This is a genomic window from Streptomyces sp. GLSS-08 (assembly GCF_056387915.1).
In genome coordinates, this window is record NZ_JBWJAQ010000001.1 from 238,375 (window position 1) to 260,157 (window position 21,783).

At 73.3% G+C, this 21,783-nt stretch carries 17 protein-coding genes; 6 read left to right on the plus strand and 11 right to left on the minus strand.

Going from position 1 to position 21,783, the window contains the following annotated elements; all coding sequences use genetic code 11:
• The first annotated feature begins 49 nt into the window (after positions 1-49).
• A complete protein-coding gene (locus AC0ZLC_RS00900; RefSeq protein WP_476750207.1) occupies positions 50-817 on the plus strand; it encodes a polysaccharide deacetylase family protein in 768 nt (255 codons plus the stop codon).
• Positions 818-844: 27 nt separating this feature from the next.
• On the opposite strand, the gene AC0ZLC_RS00905 is transcribed toward AC0ZLC_RS00900, so the two are convergent.
• The gene (locus AC0ZLC_RS00905; RefSeq protein WP_476749886.1) at positions 845-2,062 is read right to left on the minus strand and encodes a cytochrome P450; all 1,218 of its coding nucleotides are present in this window, start codon (positions 2,060-2,062) and stop codon (positions 845-847) included.
• Positions 2,063-2,284: 222 nt separating this feature from the next.
• Here AC0ZLC_RS00905 and AC0ZLC_RS00910 point away from each other — a divergent pair, with 222 nt between their 5' ends.
• Positions 2,285-2,725, plus strand: coding sequence for an SRPBCC family protein (locus AC0ZLC_RS00910; RefSeq protein WP_476749887.1), 441 nt, complete (start codon positions 2,285-2,287; stop codon positions 2,723-2,725).
• A gap of 82 nt (positions 2,726-2,807) precedes the next feature.
• Here AC0ZLC_RS00910 and AC0ZLC_RS00915 read toward each other — a convergent pair whose 3' ends face one another.
• From AC0ZLC_RS00915 to AC0ZLC_RS00940, 6 genes are all read right to left on the minus strand, one after another.
• Positions 2,808-3,440, minus strand: a complete 633-nt coding sequence (locus AC0ZLC_RS00915; protein WP_476749888.1) for a hypothetical protein — start codon at positions 3,438-3,440, stop codon at positions 2,808-2,810.
• Positions 3,441-3,696: 256 nt separating this feature from the next.
• Positions 3,697-4,848 (minus strand): XdhC family protein, encoded by a 1,152-nt coding sequence (locus AC0ZLC_RS00920; protein ID WP_476749889.1) that lies wholly within the window; start codon positions 4,846-4,848, stop codon positions 3,697-3,699.
• Positions 4,849-4,881: 33 nt separating this feature from the next.
• Positions 4,882-6,339, minus strand: coding sequence for an NCS2 family permease (locus AC0ZLC_RS00925; RefSeq protein ID WP_476749890.1), 1,458 nt, complete (start codon positions 6,337-6,339; stop codon positions 4,882-4,884).
• A gap of 226 nt (positions 6,340-6,565) precedes the next feature.
• On the minus strand, positions 6,566-8,950 hold the full coding sequence (locus AC0ZLC_RS00930; protein WP_476749891.1) for a xanthine dehydrogenase family protein molybdopterin-binding subunit: 2,385 nt from the start codon (positions 8,948-8,950) through the stop codon (positions 6,566-6,568).
• 2 nt (positions 8,951-8,952) lie between these two features.
• The gene (locus tag AC0ZLC_RS00935; protein WP_476749892.1) at positions 8,953-9,555 is read right to left on the minus strand and encodes a (2Fe-2S)-binding protein; all 603 of its coding nucleotides are present in this window, start codon (positions 9,553-9,555) and stop codon (positions 8,953-8,955) included.
• Positions 9,555-10,445 carry an FAD binding domain-containing protein gene (locus AC0ZLC_RS00940; protein WP_476749893.1) on the minus strand — a complete coding sequence of 297 codons (891 nt, stop codon included), beginning with the start codon at positions 10,443-10,445 and terminating at the stop codon, positions 9,555-9,557. The genes AC0ZLC_RS00935 and AC0ZLC_RS00940 overlap by 1 nt, the downstream gene beginning before the upstream one ends.
• Before the next feature lie 409 nt (positions 10,446-10,854).
• On the opposite strand from AC0ZLC_RS00940, the gene AC0ZLC_RS00945 reads away from it, so the two are divergent.
• Positions 10,855-12,528, plus strand: a complete 1,674-nt coding sequence (locus AC0ZLC_RS00945) for a PucR family transcriptional regulator (RefSeq protein WP_476749894.1) — start codon at positions 10,855-10,857, stop codon at positions 12,526-12,528.
• Between the two features lie 149 nt (positions 12,529-12,677).
• The gene (locus AC0ZLC_RS00950; RefSeq protein WP_476749895.1) at positions 12,678-13,451 is read left to right on the plus strand and encodes a hypothetical protein; all 774 of its coding nucleotides are present in this window, start codon (positions 12,678-12,680) and stop codon (positions 13,449-13,451) included.
• 35 nt (positions 13,452-13,486) lie between these two features.
• Here the strand turns inward: AC0ZLC_RS00950 and AC0ZLC_RS00955 are convergent, their stop codons facing one another.
• Positions 13,487-14,323, minus strand: a complete 837-nt coding sequence (locus tag AC0ZLC_RS00955; protein WP_476749896.1) for a GntR family transcriptional regulator — start codon at positions 14,321-14,323, stop codon at positions 13,487-13,489.
• 156 nt (positions 14,324-14,479) lie between these two features.
• On the opposite strand from AC0ZLC_RS00955, the gene AC0ZLC_RS00960 reads away from it, so the two are divergent.
• The gene (locus AC0ZLC_RS00960; protein ID WP_476749897.1) at positions 14,480-15,358 is read left to right on the plus strand and encodes a (2Fe-2S)-binding protein; all 879 of its coding nucleotides are present in this window, start codon (positions 14,480-14,482) and stop codon (positions 15,356-15,358) included.
• 323 nt (positions 15,359-15,681) lie between these two features.
• Positions 15,682-16,716 carry a DUF2637 domain-containing protein gene (locus AC0ZLC_RS00965; protein WP_476749898.1) on the plus strand — a complete coding sequence of 345 codons (1,035 nt, stop codon included), beginning with the start codon at positions 15,682-15,684 and terminating at the stop codon, positions 16,714-16,716.
• 55 nt (positions 16,717-16,771) lie between these two features.
• On the opposite strand, the gene AC0ZLC_RS00970 is transcribed toward AC0ZLC_RS00965, so the two are convergent.
• The 3 genes from AC0ZLC_RS00970 to AC0ZLC_RS00980 all read right to left on the minus strand — a co-directional run bounded on the left by AC0ZLC_RS00970 (position 16,772) and on the right by AC0ZLC_RS00980 (position 21,144).
• On the minus strand, positions 16,772-17,254 hold the full coding sequence (locus tag AC0ZLC_RS00970) for an ATP-binding protein (RefSeq protein WP_476749899.1): 483 nt from the start codon (positions 17,252-17,254) through the stop codon (positions 16,772-16,774).
• 445 nt (positions 17,255-17,699) lie between these two features.
• The gene (locus AC0ZLC_RS00975) at positions 17,700-19,442 is read right to left on the minus strand and encodes a pyruvate dehydrogenase (protein ID WP_476749900.1); all 1,743 of its coding nucleotides are present in this window, start codon (positions 19,440-19,442) and stop codon (positions 17,700-17,702) included.
• A 64-nt stretch (positions 19,443-19,506) separates the two neighbouring features.
• Entirely contained in the window at positions 19,507-21,144 is a 1,638-nt protein-coding gene (locus AC0ZLC_RS00980; protein ID WP_476750208.1) for a protein phosphatase 2C domain-containing protein, read from the minus strand.
• Positions 21,145-21,783 lie beyond the last annotated feature (639 nt).

Here is a 21,783-nt window from a genome sequence, read left to right on the forward strand (position 1 = left end):
GCGTATACACCGCATGTATAGTCCCGGCATGCCTTCTCTGACCAAGAAGATGAAGAAAACGGGGACCGGGTTCCGTGCCGCCGCAACGCTGGCGGCGGGCCTCGCCCTGGCGCTGCCGCTGACGGGCTGTTCGTCACTCGACACCACGGCGCCCAGCACGGTTCGCGCGCACCCGTCCGCCGACACCCGGGTGCGGTTCGGGACGGTGGACTGCCGCCGGGCCAAGTGCATCGCGCTGACCTTCGACGCCGGGCCGAGCGAGAACTCGGCACGGCTGCTCGACATCCTGAAGGAGGAGCGCATACCCGCGACCTTCTTCCTGCTGGGCAAGCGGCACATCGAGAAGCACCCCGAGCTGGTCACCCGCATGGCAGACGAGGGGCACGAGGTGGCCAGCCACACCTGGGACCACAGGATCCTCACCCGGCTCCGGCCCGACGAGATACGCGAGGAACTGCGAAGACCCAACGACGCCATCGAGAGGCTCACCGGGCACAGGCCGACACTGATGCGCCCGCCGCAGGGGCGTACGGACGACACGGTGCATCGCATCAGCCGCGAACTCGGGCTCGCCGAGGTCCTGTGGAGCGTGACCGCCAAGGACTACACGACGAACGACTCCGCGCTCATAGAAAGGCGCGTCCTGCGCCAGTCGTCCCGGGACGGGATCATCCTGCTCCACGACATCTATCCCGGCACCGTGCCCGCGGTCCCAGGGATCATCCACGCGCTGAAGGAGCGGGGGTACGTCTTCGTGACGGTGCCGCAGCTGCTGGCGCCCGGCACGGCCGAGCCCGGGAAGGTGTACCGGCCCTGACCTCCCCGTCACGGCCGAGCGGGGCCGTCACCACACCAGGTGCAGGGACTCCGGGGAACGGTGGATCAGGGTCGGCCGCATCGTGACGGCACCCTTCTCGGCCAGCCGCAGGCCGGGCAGACGTGCGGTCAACTGCTCCAGCGTCAGGCGGACCTGCTCGCGGGCCAGTTGCGATCCGGGGCAGCTGTGCACACCGAGCCCGAACGCGAGATGACGGTCCGGGTCACGGGTGATGTCGAACTCGTCCGGCCGCGCGTGCCGGGCGCCGTCGCGGTTGGCCGCACCGAAGGCGACGAACACGGCCGCCCCGGCGGGGAGTTCGGCGCCCGCGAGGGTGACAGGCCGGGTGGTGACCCGCCGGAAGCCCTGGAGCACGCTGTCGTAGCGGGCGGCCTCCTCGACGGCGGCCGGTGCCCGGTGGGGTTCCGCGCACAGCAGGTCCCACTGCCGCGGGTGCCGCAGGAGGTGCAGGATCGTGTTGCCGATCAGCGCGGTCGTCGTCAGATGCCCGGCGATCAGCAGGTTCTGGAGGTGGCCGACGATGTCGTGCCGCTGGTCGGGCGTCAGCTCGCCGGTCCCGGGTGCCAGCGAGGCGACCAGTTCGGTGGCCAGGTCGTCGCGCGGCCGGGCCCGCCGGTCGCGCGCGCACGCGTCGAGGACGTGCTGCCCGGCCACCACGTCCCGGGCGGCGGCCACCTGTTCGTCCTCCGCCAGCGGGCGGAAGAGGAGTTCCTCGGCGCGGTGGCCGCCCCGCACCACGGCCGGTACGTCCCGGGGATCCAGACCGATGATCCGGCAGACGACCTCGCCGGGCAGCCGCCGCGCGTACGCGCTCATCAGCTCGACCCGGCCGTCCTTGGCGAACCCGTCCACGAGCGCGGCGGCCCGCTCGGCGGCGTACGGCAGGACGGCCATGACGCGGGCGGACGACAGGCCGCGGACGAGCGGGGCACGCAGCTCCCGGTGGCGGGCGCCGTCGGAGGTGACGACGACGGGCCGGCCGCCGAATCCGCCGCCGAGGACCGCGAGCGCGGCCGGAGACGGCACGACGTCCGGGCGCAGCGCGTTCGCCGACGAGAAGTCCTCGGGGCGCCGCAGCACCTCGCGCACGTCCTCGTCCCGCGCCACCAGCCAGGCGTCCAGCTCGGAAACGTACAGCAGCCTCTCGGCGCGCCGGGCCCGGTCGTAGAGCGGGTAGGGGTCGCGCTGGAACCCGTCGAGCCTGCCGTGCGCTTCACGGTCCACGGGAGCAGCCTCTCGGGCGTCGGGCGTCGGGCGCGGGTCGCGCCCATGGTCCCGTACCGCCGGGCCGGGGCGGTAGGACGCTTTCGGCCCGAGTGGCCCGGTCGGGCCGGAGTGGCCCGGTCCGGGAGGGTGACCTGGCCCGACCGGGTGGACTGGTCCCACGGGGGTGGCCGGGGCGTCCCGGAGAGACCGTCGCGCACCCGTTCCGCATACGATCGGCTCGTGGTCCTTTTCGTCCTGGAACGCGTCGCCCCGCTGTCCGCCGCCGAGGCCTGGCGCCGGCTCACGCGGTGGGAGCGTCACGCCGACGTGGTCCCGCTGACCCGCGTCACCGTGCTCACTCCCCCGCCGGCCGGCGAGGGCACCGCTTTCGTGGCCCGGACGGGGGTGGGCCCGCTGGCCTTCGACGACCCGATGGAGGTCGTCGCCTGGCAGGTCCCGGCCGAGGGACGGCCGGGCAGGTGCCGGCTGGCCAAGCGGGGCGCGCTCGTCACGGGCTGGGCCGAGATCGAGGTCCATCCGTGCGGCACCGGGAGCGCTCGGGTGGTCTGGCGGGAGGAGCTGCGGGTGCGGTGGCTGCCCCGCCTGTTCGACGGTCCGCTGGCGTGGGCGGGGCGCGCGATGTTCGGGCGGGCGATGACCGGGCTGCTGAAGCACGCCTGACATCGAACTCGGAGGTCTTACGCGCAGGGTCGCTCGAACCGAGCCGCGCCGCGGGCACCCCCGGTCCTGCGCCGCGGCGGGCTCAGGAGGTGGCCGAGTCGGTCTGCTCGTCCTGCGCGGTGGCCAGCTTGTCCTGGCGGTCGCGGTCGCCGTCGCGGCCGGTGCTGAGGACCGTGTCGCAGATCTCGCGCAGCTTGTCCGCGGCCTGCTTGGAGAACAGGCCGCACAGGCCGGCGATGCCGGAGAAGCCGTACGGGTTGGTCGCGCCGGCGCCCGAGCTGCCGGCGAACAGGCCGCCGCGCAGCAGGAAGTGGACCAGCAGGGCGAGCGCCACGCCGATACCGGCCCTCAGCAGGTACCACCACAGCCAGCTCGCGTACAGGCGCCGGTTGCCCACGTAGGTGGCGAACGAGGTGGCCGCGTGGACGAAGCTGCCCAGCGCGCTGCAGAGGATCACCGCGAACAGCATCGCGACGTCGGCGGTGAGCGACCAGTGCCCCACTCCGAAGGGGGACCAACGGTCGACGGAGCCGTCCTGCGTCTCGGGCTGGACCAGTTCCAGGACCACCGGCCAGAGGCTGACCAGGGCCCCGCAGACGAGGACGACCTCGGCCAGCAGGAAGACGCCCAGCGCCGTCGTGGCGGCCGGGGAGAGACACCGGGTGGCCTCCGCGTCGTCCTCCGCCGGGCTCCGCCCGGTCCCCGTCCCGCTCAACGGCTCCGCCCCCCGCACACTCGCCCGCGACGGCGCCCCCTGCACCCCCGGGCCCTCACCTTGCCGCCCCCGCGTCCGACGTACAAGTAGCGTGCCGGACGGGGCCGTTGGCGGGTCGGCCGGTGTCAGCGGACCGCGCCGGCGGGCCCGCCTTCGATGGGTTCCGCGTCGGCGGGCTCGCCCGCGATGGGCCCGCCTTCGGTGGGCTCCCTGTCGGCGGGCTCGCCTGCGGCGGGCTCCGCGTCCGCTTCGGCGGTCAGGCCACCGAACCGATCCGGCCGGTCCTCGACGGCGTCCCGTCGTGGTGGATCGGGGTGTGCGCGCCGGTCAGCGGGACCCCGCTGCCGCCGCGCCGGTTCGCCACGATCTCCGCGGCGATCGACAGCGCCGTCTCCTCGGGCGTGCGGGCTCCGAGGTCGAGGCCGATGGGTGAGCGCAGTCGGGCCAACTCCATGTCGGAGAGGCCGACTTCACGCAGCCGCTCGTTGCGGTCCAGGTGGGTGCGGCGGGACCCCATCGCGCCGACGTACGCCACCGGGAGCCGCAGGGCGAGCTTCAGCAGCGGGACGTCGAACTTGGCGTCGTGGGTGAGGACGCACAGGACTGTGCGGGAGTCCACCTCCGTGCGCTCCAGGTACCGGTGGGGCCACTCGACGACGATCTCGTCGGCCTCCGGGAAGCGCGCGGGGGTCGCGAACACCGGGCGCGCGTCTGCCACCGTCACGTGGTAGCCGAGGAACTTGCCGATGCGGACCAGCGCCGAGGCGAAGTCGATCGCACCGAAGACGATCATCCGCGGCGGCGGGACCGACGACTCGACGAGAACCGTGAGCGGTGCTCCGCAGCGCGAGCCCCGCTCGCCGATCCCGATCGTGCCGGTGCGGCCCGCGTCGAGGAGGGCGCCGGCCTCGGCGACGACGGTGCGGTCCAGTTCGGGACGGGCGCCGAAACCGCCCTCCCAGGAGCCGTCGGGCCGGACGAGCAGTGCGCGTCCCAGCAGCTCGCCCGGGCCCTCGACGATCCGCGCGACCGCAGCCGCCTCCCCACGGGCGGCGGCTGCCAGCGCGGTCGCGAGGACCGGCCGGGCGGGGTCCGCCGCCCGGACCGGAGTCACCAGGATGTCGATGACGCCGCCGCAGGTCAGTCCGACGGCGAACGCGTCCTCGTCGCTGTAGCCGAACCGCTCCAGGACGGTCTCGCCGTCCTGGAGCGCCTGCCGGCACAGCTCGTAGACCGCTCCTTCCACGCAGCCGCCGGAGACCGAGCCGATCGCCGTGCCGTCGGTGTCCACCGCGAGTGCGGCGCCGGGCCGGCGGGGCGCGCTGCCGCCGACGGCCACCACGGTGGCCACGGCGAAGTCGCGTCCCTGCTCGACCCACCGGTGGAGCTCCTCGGCGATGTCCAGCATGTCTCGGTCTCCTCAGCGGTTACGGGGAGGGCGTCAGCGGACGCCCATCCAGTTCTCGATCGGGTTGAGGGCGAAGAAGACGAGGAAGACCGCCGCCAGCCCCCACATGAATGCCCCGATCTCCCGGGCCCTGCCCTGGGCGGTCTTGATGGCGGTGTAGCTGATGACTCCGGCCGCGACGCCCGCGGTGATGGAGTACGTGAACGGCATGACCACCACGGTCAGGAAGACCGGGATGGCCGTGGCCCGGTCGGACCAGTCGACGTGCCGGGCGTTCATCATCATCATGGCGCCGATGACGACGAGCGCGGCGGCGGCCACCTCGCCGGGGACGATCGCGGTGAGCGGGGTGAAGAACAGGCAGGCCGCGAAGAACAGGCCGGTGACGACGGAGGACAGGCCGGTCCTGGCGCCCTCGCCGACCCCGGTCGCGGACTCGACGAACACCGTCTGTCCGGAGGCGCCGGCGAGACCGCCGACCGCGCCGCCGGCACCGTCGATGAACAGTGCCCTGGACAGGCCCGGCATCCGGCCCTGCGCGTCGGCGAGCTTGGCCTCCGTGCCGACGCCGATGATGGTGGCCATCGCGTCGAAGAACCCGGCGAGCACGAGCGTGAAGACGATCATGCCGACCGTCATCGCGCCGACCTCGCCCCAGCCGCCGAACTCGACGTCGCCGAAGAGCGAGAAGTCCGGCATCGAGACGGCGCTGCCGTGCAGTTCGGGGGCACCGCTCGCCCACTGCTTCGGGTCGATGACGTCGAAGGCGTTGAGGACGACGGCGAGCACGGTGCCGCTGACGATGCCGATCAGGATCGCGCCGGGCACCCCCCGGGCCTGCAGCATGAAGATCATCAGCAGGGTGACCGCGAAGAGCAGCACCGGCCAGCCGGCGAGTTCGCCGGCCGGGCCGAGGCTGACGGGCGTGGCCTTGCCCTGCTGCACGAATCCGGCCTTGTAGAAGCCGATCAGCGCGATGAACAGGCCGATGCCCATGGTGATCGCGTGCTTGAGCGCCAGCGGGATCGCGTTCATGATCATCTGGCGCAGCCCGGTGACGACCAGGAGCATGATGACCACGCCGTACATCACGCACATGCCCATGGCCTGCGGCCAGGTCATCTCCGGGGCGACCTGCGAGGAGAGCACGCCCGAGACCGAGAGGCCCGCGGCGAGGGCCAGCGGCACCTTGCCGAAGAAGCCCATCAGCAGCGTGGTGAGGGCCGCCGCGAACGCCGTCGCGGTGATCAGCGGCTGCTGGCCGAGCATGTTCCCCGCGGCGTCCTTGCCGGACAGGATGAGCGGGTTGAGCAGCAGGATGTACGCCATCGCCATGAAGGTGGTGACTCCGCCGCGCACTTCGCGCGCGACCGACGATCCCCGCTGGGATATGTGGAAGTACCGGTCGAGCCAGGACCGGCCGGCCGGGACACGGGTACCCGTGCCCGCGTCCTCCGCGGCGGTCTTCGGCTCCAGGGACTGCTGGGTCATGATGCCTGACTCCCAAGGTTCACAGGGGCACCCGCGAAAGCCCTGACTGGCTGCGGGATTTGGGAAGGTGCTTCGGCTGCACGACCCGGGGGACGGCCCGAGGCGAACGGAGGGAACACGACTGCTGGACCTGCTGGGGTGCTGCTTCAAGTTCCGCGAGCGGTGCGGTGCTTGAGTGCTCCGGGCGGCGCGGAGCTGTGACGTTCCGTGCGCCGCCCGGAGGGTTCTAGGCGGTGCCGGTGAGGTGCTCGGGACGTACCGGCGTCCGGTTGAGCTCCAGGCCCGTGGCGTTCCGGATCGCCGCGAGGACGGCCGGGGTGGACGACAGGGTCGGGGCCTCGCCGATGCCACGGAGCCCGTAGGGGGCGTGGTCGTCGGCGAGTTCGAGCACGTCGACCGGGATGGTCGGCGTGTCGAGGATGGTGGGGATCAGGTAGTCCGTGAAGGACGGGTTCCTGACCTTGGCGGTCTTGGGGTCGACGATGATCTCCTCCATGACCGCCATGCCCAGGCCCTGGATGGTGCCGCCCTGGATCTGGCCGATGACGGACAGCGGGTTGAGCGCCTTGCCGACGTCCTGGGCGCAGGCCAGCTCGATGACCTTCACAAGGCCGAGTTCGGTGTCCACCTCGACCACGGCGCGGTGCGCGGCGAAGGAGTACTGGACGTGGCCGTTGCCCTGTCCTGTGCGCAGGTCGAAGGCCTCGGTCGGACGGTGCCGCCACTCGGCCTCGACCTCCACGGACTCGCCCTCCAGGACGTCCGCCAGGCCGGCGAGGACCTCGCCGCCGTCGGTGACGACCTTGCCGCCCTCCAGGAGCAGTTCGGCCGTCGCCCAGGCGGGGTGGTAGGAGCCGAACTTGCGCCGGCCGAGCTCCAGGACCTTCTCGCGGACGAGCTCGCAGGAGTTCTTGACGGCGCCGCCGGTGACGTAGGTCTGGCGGGACGCGGACGTCGAGCCGGCGCTGCCGACCTGCGTGTCGGCCGGCGCGATGGTCACCTGGGTGACGCCGAGTTCGGTGCGGGCGATCTGCGCGTGGACCGTGACACCGCCCTGGCCGACCTCGGCCATCGCGGTGTGCACGGTCGCGACGGGTTCGCCGCCGACGACCTCCATGCGCACCTTGGCGGTCGAGTAGTCGTCGAACCCCTCGGAGAAGCCGACGTTCTTGATGCCGACCGCGTAGCCGACGCCGCGGACGACGCCCTCGCCGTGCGTGGTGTTGGACAGGCCGCCGGGCAGCTGGCGCACGTCGGCGCCCTCGGAGCTCTCCCACTGGCGCTCGGGCGGCAGCGGCATCGCCTTGACGCGGCGCAGGAGTTCGGCGACCGGGGCGGGTGAGTCCACGGGCTGTCCGGTCGGCAGGAGGGTGCCCTGTTCCATCGCGTTGAGCTGCCGGAAGGCGACCCGGTCCATGCCCACCTCGTCGGCGAGCTTGTCCATCTGGGCCTCGTACGCGAAGCACGCCTGGACCGCACCGAAGCCGCGCATGGCGCCGCACGGCGGGTTGTTGGTGTACAGCGCGACGGCCTCGATGTCGACGTCCTCAACGACGTACGGCCCGACGCTCAGCGAGGACGCGTTGCCGACGACCGCCGGGGAGGCCGACGCGTACGCGCCGCCGTCCAGCACGATCCGGCACTTCATGTGCGTGAGCTTGCCGTCCTTGGTCGCCCCGTGCTCGTAGGAGAGCTTGGCGGGGTGGCGGTGGACGTGCCCGAAGAAGGACTCGAACCGGTTGTAGACGATCTTGACCGGCTTGCCGGTGCGCAGTGCGAGCAGGCAGGCGTGGATCTGCATGGACAGGTCCTCGCGGCCGCCGAAGGCGCCGCCGACACCGGAGAGCGTCATGCGGACCTTGTCCTCGGGCAGGCCGAGGACCGGCGCGATCTGGCGCAGGTCGGAGTGCAGCCACTGGGTGGCGATGTAGAGGTCGACGCCGCCGTCCTCGGCGGGCACGGCGAGGCCGGACTCCGGGCCGAGGAAGGCCTGGTCCTGCATGCCGAAGGTGTACTCGCCCCTGACGACGAAGTCGGCCTTCTTGGCGGCCTCGTCGGCGTTGCCGCGCACGATCGGCTGGCGGTGCACGATGTTGGGGTGCGGGACGTGGCCGATGTGGTGGTCGTCGCGACCCTCGTGGAGGAGGATCGCGTCGGGCGCGGTGGCGGACGCCTCGTCCGTGATGACCGGCAGTTCCCGGTACTCCACCTTGATCTTGGCGGCGGCGCGGCGCGCGGTCTCGGGGTGGTCGGCGGCGACGATCGCGACCGGCTCGCCGTGGTGGCGGACCCTGCCGTGGGCGAGGACCGGGGTGTCCTGGATCTCCAGGCCGTAGTTCCTCACGTCGGTCGGCAGGTCGTCGTACGTCATGACGGCGTGGACGCCGGGTGTCGCGAGGGCCTCACCGGTGTCGATGGAGACGATCTCGGCGTGGGCGACCGTGGAGCGCAGGATCTGGCCCCAGAGCATGTCCTCGTGCCACATGTCGGACGAGTACGCGAACTCGCCGGTGACCTTGAGGGTGCCGTCGGGGCGGAGCGTGGACTCGCCGATGCCGCCCTTGGTCCCGGAGCGCTGGGTGAGGTTGGTGGGTGTACCCGTGGTTCCCATGGTCAGACCGCCTCGGACTGCCGGGCGGCCGCAAGGCGGACCGCGTCCATGATCTTCTCGTAGCCGGTGCAGCGGCACAGGTTGCCCGAGAGCGCCTCGCGGATGTCCGCGTCGGTCGGCGTCGGGTTGTGCTCCAGCATCTCGTCGGCCGCGACCAGCAGCCCCGGGGTGCAGAAGCCGCACTGGACGGCGCCGGCGTCGATGAACGCCTGCTGGATCGGGGCGAGTTCGGTGCCCTCGCCGGTGTGCGAGTCCTGGCCCTGGGCGTCCCATCCCTTCGCCGCGTCGAGCGAGGTCCCGCGCCCCTCCGCGGTGCCGCAGGCGCCGGAGGCGCAACCGCCGTGCTCCGCGCGCTGCCTGGCGAAGTCCGCGAGCCCTTCGACGGTGACGACCTCGCGGCCCTCGACCTGGCCGGCGGCGACCAGACAGGAACACACCGGTACGCCGTCGAGGCGCACCGTGCAGGAGCCGCACTCGCCCTGCTCGCAGGCGTTCTTGGAGCCGGGCAGTCCGAGGCGCTCGCGCAGGACGTACAGCAGGCTCTCGCCCTCCCATACGTCGTCGGCCTCCTGCGGACGGCCGTTGACCGTGAAATTGACGCGCATTACGCGACTCCCTCCGTGCCGGCGGCGGTGCCGCGGTACGACTGCCAGGTCCAGGTCAGCGTGCGGCGGGCCATGACGCCCACCGCGTGACGGCGGTAGCTCGCCGTGCCCCGGACGTCGTCGATCGGGTTGCAGGCGGCGGAGCACAGGTCCGCGAACTGCTTGGCGACCGAGGGGGTGATGATCTTTCCGTTGTCCCAGAATCCGCCCTCGTCGAGCGCCGCGTTCAGGAAGTCCTCGGCGGCCCTGGCGCGGACCGGGGTGGGAGCGGCGGAGCCGATGCCGGTGCGGACCGTGCGGGTCTCGGGGTGCAGCGCGAGGCCGAAGGCGCAGACCGCGATGACCATCGCGTTGCGGGTGCCGACCTTGGAGTACTGCTGTGGTCCGTCGGCCTTCCTGACGCGGACGGCCCTGATCAGCTCGTCGGGGGCGAGGGCGTTGCGCTTCACGCCGGTGTAGAAGTCGTCGATCGGGATCAGTCGGGAGCCTCGGACCGACTCGGCCTCGACCTCGGCGCCGGCCGCGAGGAGAGCGGGGTGCGCGTCGCCGGCCGGGGAGGCGGTGCCGAGGTTGCCACCGACTCCGCCGCGGTTGCGTATCTGCGGGGAGGCCACCGTGTGGGAGGCGAGGGCCAGGCCCGGCAGTTCGCCGCGCAGGTGCTCCATGATCCTGGTGTAGGGGACGGAGGCGCCCAGGCGCACGCTGTCCGCGCCGACCTCCCACTCGCTCAGCTCGCCGATGCGGTTCAGGTCAAGGAGGTACTCGGGCCGCCGGTGGTCGAAGTTGATCTCGACCATCACATCGGTGCCACCCGCAATCGGCACAGCCGTGGGGTGCTCGGCCTTTGCGGCGAGCGCCTCCTCCCAACTGGCGGGGCGAAGGAAGTCCATGAGTGGCTCTCTTCTTCGTATCGTGGGCGTTCTGATCAAGCCAGATCGTGTGCGGCGGGCCCGGCTCGTTCATCCGCTGTCAACGCGGATCGAGGCCAGTACACCGCTCCGTGCTCCACCGGGGTCAGTCACTGAAACCATGAAGGAGTTGGCTGGCCAGCGCGCACATCTTGTAGATTCGTATGAACAAAGGTCATCAGTAACCTCTTCGCTTTTCCCGGGAAACATCCGGCACGGCCCGGGGAAGAGGGAGCTCGGCTCGCGAAAGCCCAGCCCAGGGCCTCGGAGAGCCCGGGGCGACCGGCCCCGGGGCCGCCGGGCCGCCCCTCACGAGCCGGAAACCCGCGTCCGGGGGTCCCCATCCCGGATCCATCGTAGATTTCTAGACAAAGAACGGCGGCGACGAGACATGCGGCTGCGCGCACTGCTGGACACCGACGCGCTGGGCCTGCGGCTGCTCGGCGGCGAGGACGAACTGGACCGCACCGTGCGCGGTGTGATGACCACGGACCTGAAGGACCCCAGCCGCTACCTCTCCGGTGGCGAGCTGGTCCTCACGGGTCTCGCCTGGCGGCACGACGCCGAGGACTCCGAGCCCTTCGTGCGCATCCTCGCGGGCGCCGGTGTCGCGGCGCTGGCCGCGGGCGAGGCGGAGCTCGGCGACGTCCCCGACGACCTGGTCCTGGCCTGCGCCCGCCACCGCCTGCCGCTCTTCGCCGTCAACGAGTCGGTGGCCTTCGCGACGATCACCGAGCACGTCGTGCGGCAGGTGTCGGGCGAGCGCGCCGGTGACCTGGCCGCCGTCGTGGACCGGCACCGGCGGATGATGACGTCCGGTCCCGCGGGCGGCGGCCCCGACGTGGTCCTCGACCTGCTCGGCTCCGACCTGGACCTGCGGGCCTGGGTGCTCTCCCCCACGGGCCGGCCCGTCGCGGGCGCCGAACGCAACGGCCCCGGGCTGTCCGCCGAGGTGTGCGCCCGGCTGGCCGCCGAGCACCTGGCGGCGGTCCGTACCGGCCGCCGGGGGCCGCACCGGGTGGCGGTGGGCCCCGCGACGTACTCGCTGTTCGCGGTCCGCTCGTCCGGCCGCTCCGCGTCCGCCTCCCGGGACGTGCGCGAGACGGTGCTGTCCGACTGGCTGCTCGCGGTCGAGGCGGACGCCGGGGACTGGCCCGCGGAACGGCTCGACCTGCTCCAGGGCGTCACCCAGCTGATCGCCGTCGAGCGCGACCGGCGCGACGCGGCGCGCACCGTGCGCAGGCGGCTCGCCCAGGAGGTCCTGGAGCTGGTCCAGACGGGTGCCGCGCCCGCCGAGATCGCGGCGCGGCTGCGGGTCGCCGCGCCGGTGCTGCTGCCGGGGCTCGGCGCCGCCCCGCACTGGCAGGTCGTGGTGGCCCGGGTCGAGTGGGACGGCGGCGCCGTCGACGGGGGCCCGGTCGCCCAGTCGCTGCTGGAGGAGATCCTCGTCGACCCGCTCTCGACGGGCCCCGAGCACTCCGACCGCATCGCGGTCGCCCATACGGGTGACGAGGCCATCGCGCTCGTCCCCCTTCCGGCGGTGTCGGCCGAGCACGACGGCTCCGAGTCGGGGCTGCTCGCCGACTCCCTCCTGGAAGCCGTACGGAGCCCGCTGTCGGCCGGGCTGAACGACGACGGGCGGCTCACCCTCGGAGTGAGTGCCGCCGTGCACTCCGCGGAGGGGCTGCGCGGGGCGCTGGAGGAGGCCCGGCACGCGCGGCGGGTGGCTGCGGCGCGCCCGGGGCGGGTCTGCGCGGCCGGACACCAGGAGCTGGCGTCCCACGTGCTGCTGCTGCCGTTCGTGCCGGACGACGTGCGCCGCGCGTTCACGGCCCGGCTCCTGGACCCGCTGCGCGACTACGACCGGCGGCACCGCGCCGAACTCATCCCCACCCTGGAGGCCTTCCTCGACTGCGACGGTTCCTGGACCCGCTGCGCCAACCGGCTGCACCTGCACGTCAACACGCTGCGCTACCGGGTGGGCCGTATCGAGCAGTTGACGGGCCGGGACCTGTCGCGCCTGGAGGACAAGCTCGATTTCTTCCTGGCGCTGCGCATGAGCTGAGGTCGCGGGCCCGCGCCACGGGCGGCATCGGGTACCGCCGCCGTCCCACGACTTTGTGAAATCCTTCACCCGCCCCCTTGGCCGGGCCCCGGAATCCGTGCTGAGATGCCCCCACTCAACAGCTCAACGGTGTGCTCGGGGAGGGCAACGTGGCGCATCCCGCCATGTCCGGTTCCGGAACGACTGCGGGGGACGATCCGCTCCAGAGGGCGGTGTGGCGGCTGCGCTCGCGCGCCTGCTGGGCCGACGCGGCCGCGCTCGTGGAGCCGCACTCCGCGGCGGCGTCGCTGCAGAGAGCCTCCCTGCTGGTCGAGCGGTGCCTTTACACCGAGCACGGCTGGGCCGAGGCGGAGGACGCGCTGCGCACGGCGGAGGCGCAGGCGCGGAGCGACGACGAGCGGGGCGCGGCGGCCTGCGAGCGCGGCCAGCTGGCGTACGCGTCCACCCTGCTCGGGGTCCGCGACCGGGCCGACGAGGCGCGGGCCGCGCTCGGCCGGGCGGCGGCGCTGATCGCGCCGGGCGCCCCGGGGCGGGCGCTGCTCGACTTCCGGCGCGGGCTGCTCGCCGAGAACCTCGCCCACTCCCCGCAGTCGGCGCGCGCCGCCTACCGGCGCGCCCACGCCGGGGCCACCGCCCAGGACGACCCGCTGCTGCTCTCCTTCACCTGGCGCCACCTCGCGGGACTCGCCCTGCGCGACGGCGAGTTGGCGGAGGCCCGGCACGGCTTCGCGGAATCCCTGCGCATCCGCGAGGAGTTGGGCTACCTCGTCGGTACGGCTCCGGCGCTGGCGTCCCTCGCGGCCGCCGAGTCCGAACCGGAGGCGTCCCGGCTGCGGGCGGAGGCCGCCCGGCTGTTCCGGCTCCTGGGCGGCGTACCCACGTGGCTGGCCCAGCAGCTGTCCCCGCCGGCGGCGACGGCCTGACCCCGCGGGACCCTGCCCTGGCGCCGGGCGGGGAACTACGCGCCGGTGAAGTGCTCGCGCACCAGTGACTGGACCACGGTCAGGTCCTGCGCGGTCAGCGCGTCCAGCAGGGCCGTGTGCTCGGCCGCGTCGGCCACGAGGTCGGCGCGGCCGCGGGAGACGGGACCGCCGACCAGGGGCCACTGGGCGCGGCGGTGGAGGTCGTCGGCGATCCGCAGCAGCTGCTCGTTGCCCGCGAGGGCGAGGACGGCGCGGTGGAAGGCGCGGTCGTACTCGGCGTAGCTCGCGCGGTCTCCGGTGGACGCGGCGCGCGCCGTCGCCTCGGCCAGCGGACGCAGCTCGGCCCAGCGGGCCGCGGGCACCGTGCGGGCGAGGCGCAGCATCACCGGGACCTCGATCAGGGCCCGCACCTCGGCGAGTTCGGCCAGTTCGCGGGCGCACCGCTCGACGACCCGGAAGCCACGGTTCGGCACGACCTCGACGGCGCCCTCGACGGCGAGCTGCTGCATCGCCTCGCGGACGGGCGTCGCCGAGACCCCGAACCGCTCGCCCAGGACGGGCGCCGAGTAGACCCCGCCGGGCTCGAGTTCGCCCGCGACCAGCGCCGTGCGCAGCGCGTCGAGGACCTGCCCGCGCACGGAGGAGCGCTGGACGAGCCGCCGCCCGTCGGTGCGGGGCCGTGGGAGCGGGGGCTCGCCGTGTGTGTGCTCCCCGCGGGCCGCGCCCGCGCGGCCCGGGTGGTGGCCCGCGGCGTCCCGCCGGTCCCGGCCGGCCGGCCGCGGCTGCGGCGGCACGCGCACGGCCGCGGCGGGGGCCTTCGGGGTCTTCGGACCCGTGGGGCGGGGCACGTCGCGCGGGCCGGCCTGCTCCACGGGTCCTCCTTGCGGGCTTGGTGTCACTTGGGGGTCATTGCGGTGGTTGTCACCTGTCCGTCAAGCACCATAGGCGCACGGGCCCCCGGTTCACACCTCGGCAAATCCGAGTAAGGTAAGCCTTACCTTCGAACGATCCTGAAGTGGTGGTCCTCGATGCCCCTCTCCGCCCCGGCCGCAGACACCTCGTGCGGCGTCGCGGCACCCCCGGCCCTCTCGGCCGTCACGGACGCGTACGCCCGGCTGACCGAGGTGTTCCCCGGGCTGGCGGTCGACGAACTCGGGCCCGCGGAAGCGGCTCCCCGGGGCGGCGGCTGGGTTTGCGCCGCCCGGCTAGCCGAGGGCGGGGCCGACCTGGACGCCTTCCTCGTGTGGGACGAGGAGCAGGTGCTCCGGGACTACGGGCGGCGGGCCCGCCCCGACGTCGTGGCGAGCTTCGGACTCCACCGCTACGCCTGGCCCGCCTGCCTGCTGATCACCGTGCCGTGGTTCCTGCTGCGCCGGGTCCCGCGCCTGCCCGTGGAGCACGTCACATACCAGCGCACCCTCGGCCGCATGGCGGTGCGGGTCGGGGAGTTCGCCTGCCTGCCGGACGACCCCGCGGCCACTCTGCCCGGCGCCCGCGTCGTACCGGACGAGGCGGCGCTTGAGGCCGAGGTGCGGGCCGCCGTCGCCGAGCACCTGGAACCGGTCCTCGGCGGTTTCGGGCCGCGGATGCGGCGGCGCGGGCGCGCCCTGTGGGGCATGGCGACCGACGAGATCGTCGAGGGGCTCTGGTACGTCGCCCACCTCCTCGGCGAGGAGCGGCGGGCGATGCGCGAGCTGGAGCGGCTGCTGCCGGGGACGACGAAGCCGTACGCCGGATCCGCGGCGTTCCGGGAGCTGACCGGACCGGACGGGGAGCCCCTGCCCACCCGGGACCGGGCGAGCTGCTGCCTCTTCTACACGCTGCGCCCCGAGGACACCTGCCTCACCTGCCCGCGCACCTGTGACACGGACCGCGTCGCCAAGTTGACCGCGACGGCGACGGGTTAGCGCCCCGGGGCACCATGCCGGGAGTGCGTCCCCTAAGATCGACTCGCACCGGGAGCATCCGACCGACGCGTGCCGGGGCCCCCGCGGATCACGAGCAGTTCACAACTTCCTCACCAGCCGCGGGAACTTTCCGTGGAACCACCCGTACGGGTAGTCTTGTTCGTACTCAACTCCCGTTCCTCGCGCGGCAGTTCGAGCAAAATGCCGCCCTGCGCAAGCCCTTGCACCCCCTTGGCGGCCTCTTGCCCCGAAACCCCCTGAGGGCCGACGGGATTGGGCCACTATGGCGGGCGATACGCCCTATCCCAATGCAAGGGACCCTGATGAGACTGACCGACATATCGCTGAACTGGCTGCTTCCGGGCGCCGTCCTGCTCCTGGGCATGCTGGCGGCGGTGGCGGTGCTCGCGCGCGGCAAGCGGGCGGGGGAGAAGGCGACGCGCGCGGACGACTCGTGGGAGCGCACCGAGGAGCGCCGCAGGCGCAAGGAGGCCATATACGGCTCCGCCTCCTACGTGCTGCTGTTCTGCTGCGCCGCGGTCGCCGCGGCTCTCTCCTTCCACGGACTCGTGGGCTTCGGCGAGCAGAACCTCGGCCTCTCCGGCGGCTGGGAGTACCTGGTCCCGTTCGGCCTGGACGGTGCGGCCATGTTCTGTTCCGTGCTCGCGGTGCGCGAGGCCAGCCACGGTGACGCGGCACTCGGCTCGCGCATACTCGTGTGGACGTTCGCGGGCGCGGCGGCCTGGTTCAACTGGGTCCACGCACCCCGTGGCATCGACCACGCGGGCGCACCGCACTTCTTCGCCGGCATGTCCCTGTCGGCGGCGGTGCTGTTCGACCGTGCGCTGAAGCAGACGCGTCGCGCCGCACTGCGGGAGCAGGGCCTGGTGCCTCGTCCGCTGCCGCAGATCCGCATGGTCCGCTGGCTGCGCGCCCCCCGCGAGACCTACAGCGCCTGGTCGCTGATGCTGCTGGAGAACGTCCGGACGCTGGACGAGGCCGTGGACGAGGTGCGCGAGGACCGGCGCCAGAAGGAGCAGAACCGGCTGCGCCGTCGGGAGCAGGAGCGGGTCGAGCGGGCGCACCTCAAGGCGCTCAGCCGCGGCCACCGGGGCCTGGTCGGCCGGGGCAGCCGGCAGCTGGAGGCGACCGTGGAGAGGGCTCCCGCCCCGTCCTCATCGGAGCCTGCCATATCGGCGTCGGAGCAACTGCCCGCGCGCTCCCGCGCCTCCCTGGAGCCGGTCCGCGGCGCCACCGACCCGGTCATCGACCTCACCGCGGAGGACGACACCATGGGCCTGCCGCGGCTCGACTCCCTGGAGCGCAAGCTGAAGGACCTGGAGCAGCAGTTCGGTTAGGACGTGTCCGGCCCCCCGGGCCGGACACGTCGGTGGAGGGGGGCGCGGCATGATGTCATGCCGCGCCCCCCTCCAGTTCGAACCACACCACCTTGCCCACGCCGTGCACCCGGACGCCCCAGGCGTCGGCCAGGGACTGCACGAGCACGAGGCCCCGGCCGTGCGTACCGTCGTCGGCGATCGGTACCCCCAGCCGTGGCCTGCGTCCCACGAAGTCCCGTACCTCCACGCGCAGGGCGTGCGGTGAGACGGTGGCGGTCAGCAGCGCGTCATGGTCGGTGTGGATCAGGGCGTTGGTCACGAGCTCGCTGGTCAGCAGCTCCGCCGTCTCCGAGTGTCCCGGTCTCCCCCAGTGCCGTAACAGCTCCCTCAGTGCTCTGCGGACCTCCGGCACCGCCCGGAGGTCCCCCCGTCCCAGCCTGCGCCGGAGCTGCGTCGCTCCCGGCTTCTGCGGACCGTCGTCGACCGTCTCCTCCACTGTCCTCGCCGCGGATGTCCCCCGTGTCACCGGACCACCCGCACGTGCCTGCCTCTTCATGACCCCCGCCCGCACTCCGATGTCGGTTTCCTTCCTGCTCGAACACGTTCACGGGGATCCATGCCCTCCCCCGGACGGCGACAGTCATCCCGGACCGGCAATCACCTGCCGGACACCGGCGGGTTCCCGGCGCGTCACCGGGCAAGTGCCTCCCCGGGGCGGAGCCGTCCGGAGCGGCGAGGCCGGCGGGTCCCGCCGCTGGTCTGCGCGGACGAGGCAACTGACGTGCTTTGCACACCATTTGCGCGGTCCTGTGCACCGGCCCCCGGGACGGACCGGCCGCCGACGGCCGGTGAACCGGCGCGTCCGCGGAGGCGACGCGCCGGACGAACAGGCGGTTCGGCACCCCCTCGCGCCGGGCTCCGCGTTGGCGCACGGATGACCGGGCATCGCCCCAACTGCCGACGCGCGTCTGCCGATCGAGTCGTAGACGACGTGGAGGCGTTCAGGGCCTCGGAACGTTGCGCAGGTTGGAGCGGGCCATCTGCACCATGCGGCCCACGCCGCCGTCGAGGACGATCTTCGAGGCGGACAGGGCGAAGCCCGTGACCATCTCGGCACTGATCCTCGGTGGAATCGACAGGGCGTTGGGATCGGTGACGACGTCGACGAGCGCGGGCCCCTTGTGCCGGAAGGCGTCCTTGAGCGCGCCCGCGAGCTGCTTGGGCTTCTCGACGCGGACCCCGTAGGCCCCGCAGGCCCGGGCGACGGCGGCGAAGTCCGGGTTCTTGTTCGCCGTGCCGTGCGCGGGCAGTCCGGCGACCAGCATCTCCAACTCCACCATGCCCAGCGAGGAGTTGTCGAAGAGGACGACCTTCACCGGCAGGTCGTACTGGACGAGGGTGAGGAAGTCGCCCATCAGCATGGCGAATCCGCCGTCGCCGGACATCGAGACGACCTGGCGGCCGCGGTCGGTGAACTGGGCGCCGATCGCCATCGGCAGGGCGTTCGCCATCGAGCCGTGCGAGAAGGAGCCGATGACCCGGCGGCGGCCGTTGGGCGAGATGTAGCGCGCCGCCCACACGTTGCACATGCCGGTGTCGACGGTGAACACCGCGTCGTCGTCGGCGATCTCGTCGAGGACCGAGGCGACGTACTCGGGATGGATCGGGACGTGCTTGTCGACCTTCCTGGTGTACGCCTTGACGACCCCTTCCAGCGCCTCGGCGTGCTTCTTCAGCATCTTGTCCAGGAAGCGCCGGTTCTTCTTGGTCCTCACCCGGGGCGTCAGGCACCGCAGGGTCTCGCGCACATCGCCCCAGACCGCGAGGTCGAGTCTGGAGCGGCGGCCCAGGTGTTCGGGACGCACGTCGACCTGGACGATCTTGACGTCGTCGGGCAGGAAGGCGTTGTACGGGAAGTCGGTGCCGAGCAGGATGAGGAGGTCGCACTCGTGGGTGGCCTCGTAGGCGGCGCCGTAGCCGAGCAGGCCGCTCATGCCGACGTCGAAGGGGTTGTCGTACTGGATCCATTCCTTGCCGCGCAGCGCGTGCCCCACCGGCGACTTGATCTTCTCGGCGAACTCCATGACCTCGGCGTGCGCACCCGCGGTGCCGCTGCCGCAGAACAGGGTGACCTTGTCGGCCGCGTCGATCATCGCGACGAGCCGGTCGATCTCCGCGTCGCCCGGGCGCACGCTCGGCCGGGAGGTGACGAGCGCGGTCCCGGCGGCCTTCTCCGGTGCGGGCAGGTCCGCGATGTCACCCGGCAGCGTCACGACGCTCACGCCGCTGCGCCCGACGGCGTTCTGGATCGCCGTGTGCAGCAGCCGGGGCATCTGCTGCGGATGGGAGATCATCTCGCTGTAGTGGCTGCACTCCTGGAACAGCTGCTGCGGGTGGGTCTCCTGGAAGTACCCGAGCCCGACCTCGCTGGACGGGATGTGCGAGGCGAGGGCGAGGACGGGCGCCATGGAGCGGTGGGCGTCGTACAGGCCGTTGATGAGGTGCAGGTTGCCGGGGCCGGAGGAACCGGCGCACGCCGTGAGGCTCCCGGTGATCTGTGCCTCCGCGCCCGCGGCGAACGCGGCGGTCTCCTCGTGCCGGACGTGGATCCAGTCGATGGCCGGGGAGCGCCGGACGGCGTCCACGACCGGGTTGAGGCTGTCGCCGACGACCCCGTAGAGCCGCTTGACGCCCGCCCGGACGAGGATGTCGACGAACTGCTCGGCGACGTTCTGCTTGGCCATGACTTCACGTGCCCTTCGGTCTCCGGAGATCCCTTCGGGTTCCATGAATCCACAGGCGTGGGTGTTACGCCTCCCAAACGGCCGCGGCGGTCCGGTCGTCGGCGTACCCCTTGACCCTGACCTGGGTGTCCGCGAAGAACGCCGCGAGACCGGGCGCCTCGCTCCTGGACCAGCGCCGGGTCAGATGGGCGGCCAGCTCGGGTTCGCCGCGCAGGGGCTCCGCCAGGCCGCTCGTGCACAGCAGCAGCGTGTCACCCGGGCGGGCGACGGAGGCACGGAAGCGGAAGGGGGCGCGGGGCGGCCGGGGCGCCGGCTCGTACGGGCCAGGGGGCGTCGCGATCCCGAGATCCATGGTGAGCCGGTCGCCCTCCGGGGTCTCGTGGGGCGGCGAACCGAACCCCACGACGGCCTCCCCCGCGGTTTCGGTGACCCGCGGCTCGATGTCCTGCCACTCGCCGTCCCGCAGCCGGAACAGTCCGCCGGTGCCGACGCCGAAGAAGACGCGCGTACGGCAGTCCGGGTCCGCGGGCAGCAGGAGGCAGCGCAGGCCGGCGGTGTACTCCTCCGGCTCGACGCCCTGGTCGGCCGCGGCGGCCCGCAGCTTGCCGAGACTGCGGTCGGTGAGCCGTTGCAGCCCCGACTTCAGGTCACCGCGCCGGCCCGCCCGGATGTCCTCGGCCAGCCGCGCGTGGCTGCGCCCCACGGCCCGGCCGATCCACCGGCACGCCTCCGCCGCGGCCCGGTGCGCGCCGGGCGCGGCCCGGGCGCCGGTCGCCATCGCCACCAGGACGAGCGCGTTCTCGCCCGTCCCGAAGCGGGCGGTGAGCAGCGAGTCCCGGCGCGGCTCGCCCCGGTACCGCGCGGAGTCCCCGCGCACGGAGACCGCGCGCAGGGTGCACGAGCCGTACCGGGCGCCGTCCAGCACCGTGTCGGCGACGAGGTCCGCCAGCTCGTCCGGATCGGCGGGCGGCAGCGCGGTGGGCTCGGCCTCGTAGGTGGGCGGCCCGGACCCCACGTGGCCGACGGGGGCCGGTGCGGCGGGGGCGCCGGGGCCGGGGGCGGACTCGGGCGGTCCGGCGTCCGCGAGGGACGGCCATGCCTGGCCCCCGACCGGCCCGAAGGACGCCGACGGGACTGGTACGCCCCGCTCCGGCGCCCCGGGACGCGCGGGAACCTGCGCCCCCTCGACGGGCAGGAAGCCGGCGGGCGGTGGCCCGGCGGGGGGCCGCGGGCCGGCGGGGGCCGGAGCGTGACCGGGGGCCTGTGGACCGCCGGTGGACGTCGAACCGACGGGAGCGGGGGCCGCGTCAGGGGGCACGGCGGGGGGCATGGCGGGGGGTGACGGTACCTGGCCCGGCTCGGAAGCGACTTGGGGTCGCGGACCGTCGGTGGGCGGACGCGGACCGTCGAGGGGCGGACGACCGTCGGCAGACGGACGCGGGAGGTCGACCGGCGAATGCACGCCCTCGGTGGGCGAACGGCCGTCGACCGGCGGGCGTGGGCCGTCGACCGGCGGACACGCGCCCTCGGTGAGCGGACGGCCGTCGGCAGGCGGACGCGGACTGTAAGCAGGCGGACGCGGACCTTCGACCGGCAGACGCGGACCGTCGGTGTGCGGGAAGCGGCCCGGGGCCCGGGGACCGTCCGTGAGGGGCGAACCGGCGGCGGCTCGGGGGTCTTCGGCGGGCGGGCGCGGGGCCACGGCGGGGGGCGGGGGGCTGTCGTGAGGGGGCTGAGCCCCGGCAGGGGTGGCAGAGGGCGTCGGCGCGGCTGCGGGGCGGGGCGGGACTTCGGCAAAGGCGCCGCCGGATGCACCGGTCGCCGGCCCGCGCTCGCCCTGGAGCGCGTCACCGCGCGACCCGGGGTCGAGCGCGTCACCGCGCGACCCGGGGCCGGCGGACGGGCGTCCGGAGCCGCCGGTCCGCTGCTCGGGTACTCCGCGCGTCTCCGCCGGCCGGGGCGGCACCTCGTCGGCCGCCGCACCCGGCGCCCGACCACCCCCCACCGTGCCCGCCGCCGACGCGAACCGGTCGTCGAGGGAGTCGGCGGCGGCCGCGGGCCCCGTGTCTCCGGTGGCGTCGTCGTACAGCTGGCCCCACCAGTCGTCCTCGTGCCCGGCGGGCCTCTCCCCCTGCTGGCTCATGCCGGTAATTGTCCACCGCGGGGGCCGGAAGGAAACGGTGCATCACGAAAAACCGGCCGACGGAGATCGTCGAACGGCGTGTCGGACGGCGGACGGGCGAGTGGCTCGAACACCTCTGCGCGAAACCGCCGGGCGGTCCCACCCCCCACGGGAGAACCGCCCGGCGGCGCCGGAGTGACCCGGGCCCACGCGCGTCGT

Bases quoted from the DNA above. Each gene is read 5' to 3' on its own strand.
- AC0ZLC_RS00930 (WP_476749891.1), bottom strand. From the start codon at position 8,950: ATGGGAACCACGGGTACACCCACCAACCTCACCCAGCGCTCCGGGACC.
- AC0ZLC_RS00940 (WP_476749893.1), bottom strand. From the start codon at position 10,445: ATGGACTTCCTTCGCCCCGCCAGTTGGGAGGAGGCGCTCGCCGCAAAG.
- AC0ZLC_RS00925 (WP_476749890.1), bottom strand. From the start codon at position 6,339: ATGACCCAGCAGTCCCTGGAGCCGAAGACCGCCGCGGAGGACGCGGGC.
- AC0ZLC_RS00935 (WP_476749892.1), bottom strand. From the start codon at position 9,555: ATGCGCGTCAATTTCACGGTCAACGGCCGTCCGCAGGAGGCCGACGAC.
- AC0ZLC_RS00900 (WP_476750207.1), top strand. From the start codon at position 50: ATGAAGAAAACGGGGACCGGGTTCCGTGCCGCCGCAACGCTGGCGGCG.
- AC0ZLC_RS00960 (WP_476749897.1), top strand. From the start codon at position 14,480: ATGCCCCTCTCCGCCCCGGCCGCAGACACCTCGTGCGGCGTCGCGGCA.
- AC0ZLC_RS00975 (WP_476749900.1), bottom strand. From the start codon at position 19,442: ATGGCCAAGCAGAACGTCGCCGAGCAGTTCGTCGACATCCTCGTCCGG.
- AC0ZLC_RS00945 (WP_476749894.1), top strand. From the start codon at position 10,855: ATGCGGCTGCGCGCACTGCTGGACACCGACGCGCTGGGCCTGCGGCTG.
- AC0ZLC_RS00965 (WP_476749898.1), top strand. From the start codon at position 15,682: ATGAGACTGACCGACATATCGCTGAACTGGCTGCTTCCGGGCGCCGTC.
- AC0ZLC_RS00920 (WP_476749889.1), bottom strand. From the start codon at position 4,848: ATGCTGGACATCGCCGAGGAGCTCCACCGGTGGGTCGAGCAGGGACGC.
- AC0ZLC_RS00970 (WP_476749899.1), bottom strand. From the start codon at position 17,254: ATGAAGAGGCAGGCACGTGCGGGTGGTCCGGTGACACGGGGGACATCC.